The sequence below is a fragment of the Arthrobacter ramosus genome, from assembly GCF_039535095.1.
In the GTDB taxonomy this organism is placed as follows: Bacteria; Actinomycetota; Actinomycetes; order Actinomycetales; family Micrococcaceae; genus Arthrobacter; species Arthrobacter ramosus.
On record NZ_BAAAWN010000001.1, the window covers coordinates 2,462,007 to 2,476,498 of the forward strand.

The following is a 14,492-nucleotide window of genomic DNA, read 5'->3' on the forward strand; positions in this document are numbered from 1 at the left end:
ATGGACCAGGGCGGTTGACTCTGCCGGCCCGCGGTAACCCGTAGGGCCGGCATGTCACCTATTTCGCGGAATTCGCAACGCTATTCAGGATGGTTTCGGCGGATTTCGTGCCGCGGAATCCCTCAACCGAGTACTGGGTGAACAGGGTTTCGACCTGGTTCCAGTTCTTCGTTGTCTGCAGCGGCTTGCCGTTCTTGAGTAGTGTTTCGATCGTGGAAACATCCGCGGCGGGTTTTGTTCCGGCCCAAGCCTTCATCGCAGCCTGAAGCGTGGGTACGTTTCCGTGGCCTGCACCCACGGCCCCGATAACGTCGGCGGTGGTGATCTTCATAATGTTCGCGAAAGCGGCTTCCTTATCCTGGCAAGAGGCAGCAATGCCGAAGCCTGAACCTTGGATCATGGAAATCGGGTTCCCGGAGGTGGACGGAATAACGGCAACTCCGACCGTGCCCTTGGTTTTGGTAGTGAATGTCTGGTACATCCAGGGGCCGCCGAAGGTCATTGCCGCTTGACCGCTCATGAACTGCTGCTGCGAGACGTCCACAACGTCGGAAGCCTGCGGGGCTTGCGCAACGTGTTCCTTGTTGACCAGGTCGAAGGTGAACTGCACGTCTTTAACGAAGTCGGGGTTGGTGATATCCAGATTGCCGTCCTTGACGGGGTAGTGTCCGTCCGCGAATGCCAAGGCCGGAGCCGGGCCGTTAACAAACTGCGGCGGGAGAGAGAGTCCGTAAACGCCGTTCTTGGTCAGTGCCTTCGCATCGGAGATGAACTGCGCACGGGTGTAGTTCTCCGTCGGATACTTCAGCCCGGCAGCCTGGAACAGGTCCTTGTTGTAGTAGAGAACAAAAGGCGCTGCATCGTAAGGTATCGCCCGGAGTTTACCGTCGACGGTCATGCCCTGAATCATCGCTTGGTTGTACTTGGAGGGGTCGATATTGTTCTTCTTCGCCAAGTCATCCAGGGGCGCCAGCAGGTCTTTTAGCTCCTGTGCCCGGGCCCCCTGGGTGGTAATGATGCAGGGCGCGCCAGGGCTGGCCTCACGGGTTTTGACCTTGGTCCAGTAGTCAGGGAAGCTGGGTCCTTCAAGGGTGAGGTTGAAGCCGGGATCGGTCTTCTTCGCTGCGTCAATGAATGACTGCCATTGTGAGCGGTCATTTTCGTTAGAAATCCATGTATACATGGCCGAGGCGGCAGAACTTGCTCCGGGGCCGCTGGCTGCAGCTCCGCTTGAGCCACAGCCAGCCAAGGTGAGAGCCGCAACAGCCGAGAAGGCGATAGCGCTGACAGTGCGGCCAGCGGGGAGGTTTCGCGACACTGGGAAAACCTTTCAGTAGAAAACAGAGAAGGGTCGTCGCACAGCGCTGCATTCGAAAACGTCTTCAGCAAACATCTTCTGCGTTGCGTGACGGGGGTCTCATCAGAATGCAATGCACATTATGGGAAGTCAAGGTTGTTTTGCGATATTCATCAGATCTTTGTTGATTAAGTAGGCCGAGAAGAGGCATCTCAGCGGCTTAATCCGAAGCAGCGGGCATATACATCCGATGTATCATCAGGGTTCAGCTGGGCGCGGCTCCCCCGGTCGCGGTCGTGCCGCCCGTTCAGATTTCAGGCGCCTCAGCATCGGCCAGGGCGCCAGGCGGGATGTCCCGCACATAGTCTTCAACGGCATACAGATGGCTTGCCATGCGGACTCGGGCGCGTTCGGGATCGTGCAGCCGCAGGGCGCCGAGTATTTCCAGATGTTCCCGGTGGGTGTCCCTCAGGCCGGGTTTGTCGTGGGTAGAGCGCCACATTCGGCCGCGGAGAGTCCGCCCCGACAACGCCTCGATCAGAGCCGACAGGACCCGGTTTCCCGAGGCCTCGGCGATGAGACGGTGGAACTCCATATCGGCTTTCAAGGCCGTCTCGTGGTCCGTTGGATCCGCATTGATCGCGGCATCGGCCACCATGAGAACAGCTTCGGCCCGTTCCAGATCCTCCTGCGAGATCCTCCGCGCAGCGGCACCGGCAGCCTCCGTCTCCAGGGACCGTCGGACGGCGTGGACCTCTCCCGCCTGTTCACCTTCCTGCAGACTGACCCAGAACTCCATGGCGGACAGGAGTTCCGCGGGCTCCAGCTGAGTGACGAAAGTACCCGCCCCCTGCCGGGTTTCAATTATTCCCATAGTCGACAGGGCGCGGATGCCCTCACGCAGCGAGCCGCGGGAGACTTCCAGTGAAGCAGCCAGGTCCTTCTCAATCGGTAGCCGCTCGCCGGGAACCAGCCGCCCGCTCGAAAGCATCTCCTTGATCCCGCTGATGACCACCTCGGTCTGGGACATCGCTGCAGTTGTCATCTCGGTGAACTCACTTCCTGGAGGCGTTACGTTTCAGTAAACCGGGGATTCCAGATAATCATCGGATGTATCTGTAGACATTGCATCCTGTTCCTGTATATTTCTCATACAAGTCCATTATTCATCCGATCTATCCGTTCTGTACAGGATCAAGGCTACAAGACTGTGGTCGCCAAGACTGCGATCTAAGGGGAACCATGACAACCATTACCGGATTCGACGTTTACGACGTTAGATTCCCCACCTCATCGTCCGCCGACGGCTCCGATGCAATGAACAAGGATGCCGACTATTCGGCCGCCTATATTGTGCTGCACACGGACGACCCGGACACCTTCGGGTGCGGGTTCACCTTCACTATTGGTCGAGGTAATGATATCTGTGCGGCGGCCATCGAGCAGCGGGCACTGCCGCTGCTAGGACGCGAAGCCGCGCAGCTCTGTGATACTCCCGGTACGACATACCGGATGTTGAAACAGGATTCCCAGCTCCGCTGGCTGGGCCCGGACAAAGGCGTGGAACATCTGGCTCTGGGCGCGGTCATGAACGCGGTCTGGGACATGGCGGCGCGAAGGGCCGGATTACCACTGTGGAAACTCCTTGCCGGAATGACGCCCGAACAGTTGGTGGACGCAACAGATCTCAGCTACCTGTCCGATGTCCTGACCCGCGATGAAGCCATTGACATGCTGGCCAAACTGGAGCTGACCAAGCAAGAACGCATCGACCAGCTGGAGTGGACCGGATATCCCTGCTACACAACGTCCGCCGGCTGGCTCGGCTACTCTGACGATAAGCTCCGACGGTTGTGCCAGGAGGCCGTCGATGAAGGCTACCGGCACATCAAACTGAAAGTCGGTGCCAATCTCGAGGACGACATTCGCCGACTTGGCATCGCCCGGGAAGTTATTGGTCCCGACGCCAACCTCATGATCGACGCCAACCAGGTTTGGGACGTCCCGGAAGCGATCGCCTGGGTCCGCGAACTGGCCCAGTTCAAACCGTTGTGGATCGAAGAACCCACCAGTCCCGACGATATTCTTGGGCATGCGGCGGTCCGGGATGCGGTCGCTCCGGTCGGAGTTGCCACCGGAGAACACGGAATGAACCGGGTGCTCTTCAAGCAGCTCTTTCAAGCCAACGCCATCGATTACTGTCAGCTGGATGCGTGCCGGCTGGCCAGCGTAAATGAAATTCTCGCTGTGCAGCTAATGGCTGCCAAGTTCGGGATTCCGGTCAACCCGCACGCAGGTGGGGTTGGGTTGTGCGAACTTGTACAGCATTTGTCCATTTTTGACTTCATTGCGGTGTCCGGCGATCTGGCGGGTCGGGTCACCGAATTCGTCGACCACCTCCACGAACACTTCACTGACCCGTGCCTGGTCTCCGACGGAGCGTACGTCCTACCCTCCAAACCCGGCTATTCGGCACAAATGTTCCAGGCTTCACTGGACCGTTTTGCCTACCCGAACGGCTCGTTCTGGGCCGCTACGCCCAGGGGATCAGCGGAACGGAGCAGACGAGCGAGGCGCGTAGCCGAGGGAACCGCCTTCGCCTCGGTTAGATCCGGGGAAATATCGTGATCAACTACGAACTCATTCATCCGACCCTCCTGGAGGCCCTGGCGCAATCGGGTCATGGCACACAGATTCTCATCGCGGATGGAAACTACCCCCACAACACTGGCGGGCCGACCGGCGCCGTTCGTGTACCGCTGAACCTCCGGCCCGGGCTCCTGAGCGTGGACCAGATCCTCGAAGTGCTTGTTACAGCCATACCCATCGAGGCTGCGGCGGTGATGAGCCCGCCGGACGGCAACGATCCCCCGGCAGTTCGTGGCTACAGGGAACTTCTCGGCCCCTCGGTGCCCGTGACATCCTATCCCCGGTTTGATTTCTATGACGCCGCCCGTAGTCCGAGCGTGGCCGTCATTGTCGCCAGCGGGGACATCCGGCAGTATGCAAACCTGCTCCTGACTATCGGTGTGAAAACAAGTGCAGGATGAGGATCGCGATGAACATTGTTGATTCCCATCTGCACTTTTGGGATCCATCGGTACTGGACTACCCCTGGTTGGAGAGCGCGCCACGACTTAATAGGGCGTACGTGCCTACCGACCTGGACACCGGGAGCGTGGGTGTCGGCCGGATTGTTTTTGTAGAAGGCGACTGCTCACCCCAGCAGAGCATCGCGGAAGTTGACTGGGTCAGCGGAATGGCCGACGTCGGGCCTCGGCTCGGCGGCATCGTTGCTTTTGCGCCCGTTGAATCCGGCCTCAGGCTCGCCACGCACCTCGGGTCGCTGCGGCAACGGCCGCTTGTGAAGGGTGTGCGCAGGCTCTTTCAACAAGAGTCGCCGTCGTTCATTACCGATCAGGCTACGGTCGCAGGTGGACGGGCGGTGGCCGAATCAGGGCTGACCTTTGACGCCTGTGTTCGGCACGATCAGCTGCCGGCTTTGGCAGCCTTCGCCCGAGTTCTTCCTGAGTTGCGGATCGTCCTCGATCACATGGGTAAACCGCCTATTTCTTCCGGCGAACTTTCGCCCTGGCGTGCCAATCTCAAGCGGCTGGGCGCATTACCCAATGTCTTCCTTAAGCTCTCCGGTGCCGCCCCGGAAGCCGATCCGGACAGGGACCTCCGCAGTCAGGTCATGCCGTTCCTAGCGACGGCACTTGAGACCTTCGGGGCAGAGAGATGCATGTTCGGCAGCGATTGGCCCGTATCCCCCGCCGCCCGGTCCTCGGATAACGGCGGTGACAGCTACGGCGAATGGGCCGACATCGTCCTGAATCAGGCTCTCGAAGGCGCCACAGCGGCAGAACTGGCCGCCGTCGCACACGACACGGCCACAAAGTTTTACCAACTCGATCAGTGAAAGAGAGCGACAAAGTGAGTACGCGTACCATTGCGGGAACGAGCGTTGAGATACCAACTCTGGGCTTCGGCGCAGCCCCCATCGGAAACCTTTACCGGGAGGTCTCCCATCGGGAAGCCGTCGATGCGGTAGTCGCTGCGTGGGACCGAGGCATCCGCTACTTTGACACCGCGCCTCATTATGGGCTCGGACTTTCCGAACGCCGAGTGGGCGAAGCGCTGGGAGGGCGTCCCCGGAACGAATACATCCTTTCAACCAAAGTGGGCCGATTGCTGCGCCCGAACCCGGCACCGACAGGGCGTGACACTGATGGCTTCGACGTGCCCGATGATTTGACCCGGGTCCGGGACTACTCCCGCGATGGCGTGATGCGCTCCATTGAAGAGAGCCTGGACCGTCTGGATACCGATCGGATCGATATCGTCTACATCCATGACCCGGACGACTACTGGGCTGAAGCCCTCGACGGTGCCGTTCCCGCACTGGCCTCGCTCCGGGACCAGGGCGTAATCGGCGCGTACGGCGTTGGCATGAACCAGGTCGAAATGCTGCACCGGTTCGTTATGGAGAGCGACATCAATGTCATCATGCTCGCCGGACGATACACCTTGCTGGAGCAAGGCGCCGCCGCTGAGCTTATCCCCGCCTGTATCGAACGGCACGTAAGTATCGTCAACGTCGGCGTCTTCAACTCGGGTTTGCTCTCCAAGAACAGAGTCTCACCCGATGCCACCTTCAACTATGAGCGGGCGCCGGACGATCTCGTTGGCCGGGCGACTGAGCTGGCCGAAATCTGTGAGGCCCACGGTACAACGCTACCCGCCGCTGCCATCGCCTTCTCTTTCCAGAATCCAGCGGTCACCAGTGTTGTCCTGGGCATGCGCACCCCCGAACAGGTGAAACGGAACCTGGACCTCACGGAGGTTCCTGTACCGGGCGCCCTCTGGGACGAGCTGCGCCATCGCGGCCTCATCCTCTGATTCGTGGTCTCGACTTGTTTCAAAAAGGAGGATATTTCGTGAGCACAGTGCTTGTCACCGGGGCGACAGGGTTTATCGGATCCAGGCTCGTCCGTCAGCTACGCGAAAATCATGACGTTATCGCCTTTGCCAGGGGGAAAGTCACAGAAGCTTCGGTGAGCCTTCGCGGCGACTTTTCCGTTGCCGAGGATCTCGCTCAGCTCGATGGATACGACATCGACGCCGTTGTGCACCTGGCGGGCGTTACGGGGGGCAGCTCAGAGGAAGACGCCTTCCGTGTCAATGTGGCCGGGTCCCGCCGGTTTTTCCGGTACGCCATCGACCGCGGGATAAATCACTTCGTGGTGGCAAGTTCCATCGCCGCCGCTGGTTGTCTCTCGGATGAGTTCCTTCCCTCGGACCTGCCCATCCCGGATGACCATCCTGGCCGTGCCTTTGATGCGTATGGTCTCTCGAAGTCCCTGATGGAGTCCACCATCAGGTATTTCGGACGAACTGACCCCGGCCTCGAGTTCACGGTTTTCCGCATCGGTGCCGTGCTGCCGGAGGAGGCGGAACCTGCAAAACCGGAGGCCCTGCAGACAATGAACTGGCCGTTTTGCCAGATGGGGACCATCGCCGCATCCGATGTTGTCGATGCCATTGCCCTGGCAGCCACGCACCCCATCGGCCCCGGAGTGCGGCAAATGAACCTCGTCGCACCGTTGGCCGGAGCCCCCATCCCAACAGCCGAAGCCCTGCGCGCTGTGCTCGGCGCCAAAGCCGATGTCTTGGATCTTTCGTTCTATGAAAGCCCCGGCAACTCCGATGGCCCGTTGTACGCCGTCGACCGGCTATACCACGTTTATGGTTTCCGCCCACGGGTCAACGTGCGGACAATGCGCAACTTTGCCCACGACCAGTATCCATTTCTTCCCCAGCAAGGAGCACAATCCGATGAAGTTAGCCCGTATTGGAAAGGAGCAGCAAATGGAATTTGAAGGACTTAAGGCAATAGTTACCGGCGGGGCGTCTGGTATCGGCGCCGCAACGGTGGAATACCTGCAGGACCGTGCGTGTAAAGTCGCAGTTCTGGACTTGAACCCCGAAGGTGCACCAGGAGGATCTGTGGGGATTCACTGCGACATATCGAACACTGAGTCAGTCAATGCCGCCGTGGACCAGGCGGCACAGCACCTGGGCGGTATCGACATCGTGATTAACAACGCCGGAATCGGGGCTCAGGGCGATATAACAGCCAACGACGACACAGAATGGGCGCGAGTACTGAACACCAACGTTGTTGGAATCGCCCGCGTGACGCGAGCTGCCTTGCCGCACCTGCGGGAGTCCCGGAATGCCGCGATCGTCAACACGTCTTCCATCGCCGCCACGGCGGGGTTGCAACAGCGGGCGTTGTACTCCGCATGCAAGGGCGCCGTGCACTCACTCACCTTGGCGATGGCGGCAGACCACGTCGGGGAAGGTATCAGGGTGAACTGCGTCAGTCCCGGCACTGCCGACACCCCGTGGGTCGCCCGGCTGCTTGACTCCGCGCCTGACGCGCAAGCGGAGCGTGCCGCGCTGAATGCCCGTCAGCCTCACGGACGGCTGGTCGCGGCAACGGAAGTAGCCGCAGCAATCGGATACCTCGCAAGCCCGCTCAACGGTTCCGCGGTCGGCGTCTCGCTTGCTGTCGACGGCGGGATGGGCGGCCTGCGGCTGCGTTCAAAGTAATCCGAGCCCGCATGATTATTTCTTTCAGGCACGCCGCTTCCGCAGGGGCGTTTCCCAGCTTTACACCGACCATCGAGAGGAAGATCCTTCGTGACCTTTGAAATGCGTACCTACACATCTACCGAGGGTCGGATGGAGGACCTGCTGACCCGGTTCCGGGATCACACCCTCCAGCTCTTCACCGAGCACGGGATTCAGAGCCTTGGCTACTGGCATCCTGTGGATCAGGACGACGTTCTGGTCTACCTTGTGCAGCACGAGGGCGACCCCGAGGCCAACTGGGAAGCCTTCAGAACCGATCCCCGTTGGCTAAAGGCCCGTGCTGCCTCCACTGAAAACGGTGAGATCGTCGCAGGCGTCGAGTCCGTGTACCTGAAGTCGACAGATTTCTCCCCGCTGCGCTAAAGGCGCGACGGCGGCCGTCCGGCTTGGACGGCCGCCGCTGCGGTGAATCAATGAAGCCATCTCATCTGGGATCTGGAAGGGCTAGGGGAACTGTCCAATACTGTCGCTTGGATCCCACTAACTCATCGAGGTCGTCGCCGTAGACCATGTAGTCACCATCCGCGGGGATGAACCCAAAGTCTTTCCAGTATTTGGCCAGAGACACCTTGGCTATGTCGTTCTCCCGAGTGTGATTCTTGGCGCCATTATTGGTGGGAAGCGGTGCTGCGCGGAGGACGACAAGGGTGGTGGCCCTCCCGATGGTCCGGAGTGCTGCACGCAGTATTTCGTGCCCTAGCTTCTGGCCGCGGAATTCCGGAACTACCTCAATCGACGAGATCCACATCAGGTCGCCGCCGATCCCAAGCCCGAAATCAACCAGGTCCGGCCGCTTGGCGATCAGCATCTCCGCAACGTCAGCCAGCTCCTGGTTCACTGCGGACAGGGTGCCAAGCAGATCGATCAAGCCCGCGTCCGGAACGATGACAAAGACGGCCTCACCAACGTCAATCTCCTCCCCTTCATCGGTTCTATCGTCCACATGGACCACGGTTGAGATCTTGACAACCCACCTGAGCGGATAGTCTTCGGGGTCGTGGTCTACGCCAGGGATCCCCTTGTAATGCAGCCGGCACTTAAACGTCAGATCCCGGGGCTCAATCATCGGACTGACTTCCTCTCTTCTGGGCAATTCGTCGATCCTCTTGAATCTCGTCACTGGTGAAGTCCGCGTCCGAAGTTGCAGCTTCAGGCGCGACGGCCGAAGCGCAGGTGGTGGTTCAGGCGCCCGGTCATCTCGGGGTCCGTCGACACATCGGTGCCGTCGATGCGGTAGACCGGAAGCGCCAAACTTCCGCTCCCGAGCATCCACACAGCGTCCATTGCCGGGAGTTCGTCCTTATGGATCTCAACGTAGAGCGGTTTGAGTCCGAGTGATGGGGCGTGAGCGAAGACATCCTGCTGTGTCGTGCCCTCAAGGATCCCGATGCCGGGATCCGGCGTAAGCAAATCGTTGCCGCGCCTCATCACGACCGAAGAGATCGGCCCCTCCATCACAAATCCTTCGACGCTAAGGAACAGTGCTTCGTCGGCGCCCCGCCGGTGCGCTTCCCGTGTGGCCGCCATATTGAGCGCATACGAGAGTGTCTTCGCACCCATTAGCAGCCAGGGGGCTTCACTCGCTGCCGCGCGCGTCACGCCCCGTGACATCGTCGCAATGCTGACCCCGGTGTTTCGCCTCTTCGAGTGGTCGGCGGCGGCTTCAACGTGAACCCAGCCGTACACCGTTCCGTCTTCACCTGCCTGAGGACGGGTGAGCACCACCTTGACCGATAGTTCCGGCCAAGGCGGATGCTCGGCGACAGCGGCGAGAATTGCTGACGTCCACAGATCGCGCTCGGGTTCTGCCATGTCGAGTTTCCGGGCAGAAGATGCCAGGCGCTTGAGGTGCTTTTCGAGTGCTTGTGGGCGTCCGTCGAAGAACGCGATGGTCTCGAACACCGCATCGCCCCTCGTCACGGCGAGGTCTGTGACCGGCAAGGCGGCAGACCGGGAGTCGGTGAATCGAACAACCCACTCACCGTCGGTCGAGGAGAGCACCGCGAGCACGGCATCCGTTAAAGAGTTCACGTCAGACCTTTCTTGGGACGATTCAGCCTTCAGGGCGGATGACGACGGCGGCGAAGTCAGCCAATGCTTCGCGAGCGACGTCGACGCAAATCGACAGGAATTCGGCCCCGCGTTCAGCGGTCCCCTCATCCGGGCTGTCACTGAAACCGTCCGGGGCCCTGAAAGGGGCCGGAGTCGCGAGATGATACGCCGTCGGGCCCGCCCACCCTGCCGTCGGCAGTTCCCGATGGGGAACAGACGACAGGCGAACGAGTTCGGGGCGGATCGCCAACATCATCGAGGTCTCGAAAGCGCCAGCGTGGCCGGGGACGAGACCGATCTCGCCGGCGCCTGCAGCCTTGAGCCGATCGGCGGCCAGCTGAAAATACGAGCCAGAACCAGCGAAGGCCTTGCGCCGGATGCCGACGTCGCGCGCGACCAGCCTAATGATTTCAACGTTTCCCCCGTGCCCGTTCAGCAGGAACACCGAAGCGAAGCCGCTCGTCAGTAACGACTCCACGGCATCCGTCAGGGCGTCAATAAGCGTGTTCGTCGAAAGGGACGCCGTCCCGCCGTACGGCAGATGGTGGTCGGAGCTGCCGATTGAAAACGAGGGGCCGACCACGGTCCCCGGTACAAGGGCAGCAGCCCGCCTTGTTACCTCTTCGACCAGGATCGTATCCGTCGCGAGCGGGAGGTGCGGACCGTGTTGCTCGAACGCCCCGACGGGAAGCACGACGACCGTGTGCGCGGCGTGACTATTGGCATCTTCACGTGTCCAGTGGGCGAGCAGGTCCGGCGGTGTCGTGATGGTCATACGTCTTCCATTCTTAGGCGAGTGAGTGCTTCCTGGTCGATTTCGACGCCGAGCCCTGGTCCGGTCGGAACAGCGACCGACCCCTGTTCAACGGAGAGGGGCGTTCTGAGAATGTCGTCCGCATGGTAAGCGAAGCCACAAACGTCGCTTGCGAGCGCGAGCTCGGGAATGGCGGCAGCGAGATGGGCGTTGGCCGCTGTTCCGAGACCAAGCTCCGGCATACTGCCGACCCACACCGCCATGCCGCTCGATCGGGCGATCTCGGCTATGGTGCGTGCCTGGAGCAGGCCACCAGCCTCGCTGAAATAGAGGTTGAGAACGTCTGCGGCCCTCGCGCGCGTGATTTCCAAGGCATCTCGCATGTTCCAGACGCTCTCGTCCGCCGCTATCGGTAGCGCTGATACCCGGCGCAGCTCCGCCATGCCTGCCAAATTGTCACCGTGAAGGGGTTGTTCGACGAGTTCCACGTCGTACTCGCTCATGGCCGCTATCCGGTGGACAGCTTGAGAGACCGACGTCCACGCTCCGTTCACGTCGACGCGGATCGAGACATCGGGACCTACTGCCTCACGCACGGCGGCAAGAGATGCCAGGTCCTCTTCCCAAGTACGGCCCATCTTCACTTTGAGTGTGCCGTATCCCGCTGACGCATAGTGCCCTGCTTCTGCGGCCATCGCTTCGGGAGCCTTAATGTGCAGGGAGTAGCTGACGGGGATACGGTCCCTGTAGGCCCCGCCGAGCAGCTGGTGCACCGGAACCCCGGCTGCTTTTCCGCAGATATCGAGCAGCGCCATCTCAATACCCGCTATGGCAGGGGCATCCTCCCGCCCCGGGAGTAGCTTTCCCATCCGATCGCAGAGCAGGGACACAGCGCGAGGGTCTTCTCCCAGAAGGGCGGGCGCGAGCAGGCGGTTCACGTCCCTGCACAGGCCGCTGCCCATCCGCCACCAAACGAGACAGATCTCGCCCCACCCGGTGATGCCGTTATCCGTGTCAATCCGCACAATGCCGGCTTCTGTGTATGCCCGCGTGCCGAAAGCGCTCTGGTCAGGGCGTTCGCGCGGTACCCTCAGGGGAATCGCCTCAATGCGCACGATCCTCATCGGTCGGCCTCCTCGATGACGCCGTCAACCACCTTTATCTTCAGGGCGCGTGCGAGGTTTTCATACAGTATGGCCGTTCTGACCTCATCGGGGATGTCCGCATGGACGACCGCACCGAGAATGATGCCAGGGTCGATGAACGGGCTGTCGGACCCCCAGGTTAGGCGGGTCGGGTCAGCTCGATTTCCGAGGTACTCTACGGCGCTGCAGTGGCGCTGGATCGCCGTCATGTCGAGCAGAACATTGCTCGTGCGATCGAGGAGGGCAAGAGCGTTGTCCGCTCCGAGATCTATACCTGCGTGACCAAGAAAAATAGTAGCGTCGGGGTATTTCGAGGCAACGCTCTCGAACGTCGCGAGGCGGTCGCCGCCGAAATAACTGTGCGAAAGCACGGGCAGGCCGTTCGCGTTGGCGAACTCCCACATCGCCCGGTAGCCAGGTCCATCCAGCGGATAGTCCCCATGAAGCTCGGGATGCACTTTGAAACCGCGAAAGCCGGGCTGCCCGAAGCACCGGGCGATCTCGCTCGCAGCAGTCTTGGGGTAGTTCGGGTTGATCACGCAGAACCCGACGAGGCGATTCGGATGGCGACGGACAGCATCCGCCACCATGCTGTTGCCGTATTCGTGGTCTGCCGAAATCCCGGCGTGGTGGCTGACGCACGCGACATCGATACCCACAGCGTCGAAGCGGGCGATCATGCCGTCAGCATCATTGTTGGGGATCGCAAAGTTGCGGTAGTGCCCCATGTGGGCATGCCCGTCAATGATCGGTGACGTCTTCAAGTACGGCTTGTATGTGAGGTCCATCAGAGGTTCACCTCCGAGAGGAGGCGATCGAGGTTACCGTGGGCGATCAAGGCCTTCTCGCTGTCTGAGACAGCAGCGGTCGCGACGTGGAAGACTGCGCCGGACGGTGTCCAGTACGGAAATCCCGAGCCGAACATGATCCGCTCAGCCCCGAAAACGTCGCAGATCTTTTCGATGCCGTTGTGCACCCAATACCCCCCACTCTCGATGTAAACGTTGGCCGATCGTGTGAGGAGCGGGTAGAGCCCCCTGTCGCTCCTGCCGCCCGGGCGGATCACCACGATCGGAAGCCCGGGGTAAGCGTCGGCCAGGTCGTAGAGTCCGACCCAGTCGGCTTCGTCACGCCGCCCGAGTTCGAAATCGACGAAGAGCGGCACCCGAGCTGTCTCGAGCACCTCACAGATGCTTCCGATCACGCGAACATCGAACGGGTACCTGTGTCCCGTGAGCGATGGGAATAGGCGTGCAGCGAGTGCCCCGCGTTGGCGCAGCTCGTCGAGAATGTCTTCGGGCTGCCAGAGCTCTCCGGTGAGCGGGGGCATGAGAGTGAGGCAGGGACTGAAGCGATCAGCCCCTGCCAGTTCTTGACGCAGCAGGTCGTTTCCGACCGCCGGGGCATATTCTTTTGCGGCGACGTGGGTGACGAGCGCCCTGGCAATTCCCAGACGGTCGTATTCCTTTGAAAGAACGGGGACGGTGACGCGTTCGGGAAAGTACTTCACAAGGGACGGCTGGCCGATGAAGGCGTTGCAGTCGAAGAAGCTCAGCTCGTTCATCACGCCCCCACCCGTCCGCCTGCGATGCCGCCGTGCATTAGCAGCTTCTGGACGGTTGCCTCGTAGCGGACCTCCGAGTCATCCACAGGCTGGAAGCCGAACACCTGCCGGGCCGACGTGAGGGACCAGAATGCCCGGGTGTTGTTGCTGATGCCGTAGACGACTTGCCATGGCACTCCGTGCTCGTTCTCGATGTTCTCGGTCTCGATGCAGCGGATGAAGAGCTGTTGCGCGTCACGCTGGGAGAGCCATGCGCCCAAGTCGCGCTTGAAGCGCGCAATACCGGTCGGGAACGCCGGACCGGGCTGAGGCGCCGGGGGCTCGTCTGCGGAATAGGTGTCCTCATCGAGGTCCCGCGGAGCGCCGATCCGGACCTGCACAACCTCAAGGGACCGCCCGAGGCCTCCGCAAGCGTAGACGAAGCCGAGGTGTTCGTAGCAAGCCTTGGACCAGCCGTAGAAGTTGTCGGCAAGGGGAAGTTCGTAAGGTTCCACGACGTCTTTGAGTCCACGGTGCACAAGCGTGTGCTCGTACCAGTCGGCGGCGTGATTGGAGCTCGCGACCACGACGCGTCGCACTCCAGCATCGAAGGCGGCCCTGTACACATTCTGCGCCATGCGGAGGTTTCCGAACTCGACCTCGAACTTGTCGATAGCAGGAACACTGTTGTCGTAACTGCTCCCCGGTGCGGAATGTTTGTACGCAAGGTGAACAACCGTGTCGACCCCCTCGAAAAGAACCGTCAACGCGGCAGGGTCCGACTTAAAAAGATCAACAACTTCGATGTCCTCGCCGCCAGGATCCGCGACATCAACAAGGCGCAAGCGGTAGCGATCCCGAAGCGCCGGAACTATCTGTCGCCCCATATAGCCGGTGGCACCGGTGACAAGTACGACGGGACGATGTGCAGACTCAGTCGACATTTTCGCTTCTTCTCTTCATCTCGGTCAGCGGGTTTTCTTTTCGCCAGGGGTCTATCGCAGAATACGATATCTCAGATACAGTGTCTAGCATGCGTTA

The 14,492-nt window shown here is 60.8% G+C and carries 16 protein-coding genes; 7 read left to right on the forward strand and 9 right to left on the reverse strand.

Translation table 11 applies throughout. The features are described 5' to 3' along the window. Positions 1–58: 58 nt before the first annotated feature. Positions 59–1,318 (reverse strand): ABC transporter substrate-binding protein, encoded by a 1,260-nt coding sequence (locus ABD742_RS11440; protein WP_234753527.1) that lies wholly within the window; start codon positions 1,316–1,318, stop codon positions 59–61. Between the two features lie 286 nt (positions 1,319–1,604). Next, positions 1,605–2,342, reverse strand: coding sequence for a FadR/GntR family transcriptional regulator (locus tag ABD742_RS11445; protein WP_234753525.1), 738 nt, complete (start codon positions 2,340–2,342; stop codon positions 1,605–1,607). 197 nt (positions 2,343–2,539) lie between these two features. On the opposite strand from ABD742_RS11445, the gene ABD742_RS11450 reads away from it, so the two are divergent. From ABD742_RS11450 to ABD742_RS11480, 7 genes are all read left to right on the forward strand, one after another. Further along, positions 2,540–3,925 (forward strand): L-fuconate dehydratase, encoded by a 1,386-nt coding sequence (locus ABD742_RS11450; protein ID WP_234753523.1) that lies wholly within the window; start codon positions 2,540–2,542, stop codon positions 3,923–3,925. Further along, complete coding sequence (locus tag ABD742_RS11455) at positions 3,922–4,347, forward strand: RbsD/FucU family protein (RefSeq protein ID WP_234753521.1); 426 nt, start codon at positions 3,922–3,924, stop codon at positions 4,345–4,347. The genes ABD742_RS11450 and ABD742_RS11455 overlap by 4 nt, the downstream gene beginning before the upstream one ends. A gap of 8 nt (positions 4,348–4,355) precedes the next feature. Further along, positions 4,356–5,219, forward strand: a complete 864-nt coding sequence (locus ABD742_RS11460; protein ID WP_234753519.1) for an amidohydrolase family protein — start codon at positions 4,356–4,358, stop codon at positions 5,217–5,219. A gap of 14 nt (positions 5,220–5,233) precedes the next feature. Further along, the gene (locus tag ABD742_RS11465; RefSeq protein ID WP_234753517.1) at positions 5,234–6,199 is read left to right on the forward strand and encodes an aldo/keto reductase; all 966 of its coding nucleotides are present in this window, start codon (positions 5,234–5,236) and stop codon (positions 6,197–6,199) included. Positions 6,200–6,237: 38 nt separating this feature from the next. After that, a complete protein-coding gene (locus ABD742_RS11470; RefSeq protein ID WP_234753515.1) occupies positions 6,238–7,179 on the forward strand; it encodes an NAD-dependent epimerase/dehydratase family protein in 942 nt (313 codons plus the stop codon). Further along, complete coding sequence (locus ABD742_RS11475; protein WP_234753514.1) at positions 7,169–7,915, forward strand: SDR family NAD(P)-dependent oxidoreductase; 747 nt, start codon at positions 7,169–7,171, stop codon at positions 7,913–7,915. The genes ABD742_RS11470 and ABD742_RS11475 overlap by 11 nt, the downstream gene beginning before the upstream one ends. 90 nt (positions 7,916–8,005) lie before the next feature. Continuing rightward, complete coding sequence (locus ABD742_RS11480) at positions 8,006–8,320, forward strand: NIPSNAP family protein (protein WP_234753513.1); 315 nt, start codon at positions 8,006–8,008, stop codon at positions 8,318–8,320. Between the two features lie 61 nt (positions 8,321–8,381). Here ABD742_RS11480 and ABD742_RS11485 read toward each other — a convergent pair whose 3' ends face one another. The 7 genes from ABD742_RS11485 to ABD742_RS11515 are packed head-to-tail and all read right to left on the reverse strand — an operon-like array spanning position 8,382 to position 14,395. Further along, entirely contained in the window at positions 8,382–9,077 is a 696-nt protein-coding gene (locus ABD742_RS11485; protein WP_234753511.1) for a hypothetical protein, read from the reverse strand. 29 nt (positions 9,078–9,106) lie between these two features. Continuing rightward, entirely contained in the window at positions 9,107–9,988 is an 882-nt protein-coding gene (locus tag ABD742_RS11490) for an aminotransferase class IV (RefSeq protein WP_234753509.1), read from the reverse strand. Positions 9,989–10,010: 22 nt separating this feature from the next. Further along, the gene (locus tag ABD742_RS11495; RefSeq protein WP_234753507.1) at positions 10,011–10,784 is read right to left on the reverse strand and encodes a creatininase family protein; all 774 of its coding nucleotides are present in this window, start codon (positions 10,782–10,784) and stop codon (positions 10,011–10,013) included. After that, positions 10,781–11,887: a mandelate racemase/muconate lactonizing enzyme family protein gene (locus ABD742_RS11500; protein WP_234753506.1), complete on the reverse strand. Its 1,107-nt coding sequence runs from the start codon at positions 11,885–11,887 to the stop codon at positions 10,781–10,783. Before ABD742_RS11500 ends, ABD742_RS11495 begins: the two co-directional genes overlap by 4 nt. Beyond that, positions 11,884–12,696 (reverse strand): amidohydrolase family protein, encoded by an 813-nt coding sequence (locus ABD742_RS11505; protein ID WP_234753504.1) that lies wholly within the window; start codon positions 12,694–12,696, stop codon positions 11,884–11,886. The genes ABD742_RS11500 and ABD742_RS11505 overlap by 4 nt, the downstream gene beginning before the upstream one ends. Continuing rightward, positions 12,696–13,472: an amidohydrolase family protein gene (locus ABD742_RS11510; RefSeq protein ID WP_234753502.1), complete on the reverse strand. Its 777-nt coding sequence runs from the start codon at positions 13,470–13,472 to the stop codon at positions 12,696–12,698. The genes ABD742_RS11505 and ABD742_RS11510 overlap by 1 nt, the downstream gene beginning before the upstream one ends. Next, positions 13,472–14,395 carry an NAD-dependent epimerase/dehydratase family protein gene (locus tag ABD742_RS11515; protein ID WP_234753500.1) on the reverse strand — a complete coding sequence of 308 codons (924 nt, stop codon included), beginning with the start codon at positions 14,393–14,395 and terminating at the stop codon, positions 13,472–13,474. Before ABD742_RS11515 ends, ABD742_RS11510 begins: the two co-directional genes overlap by 1 nt. Positions 14,396–14,492: the final 97 nt, after the last annotated feature.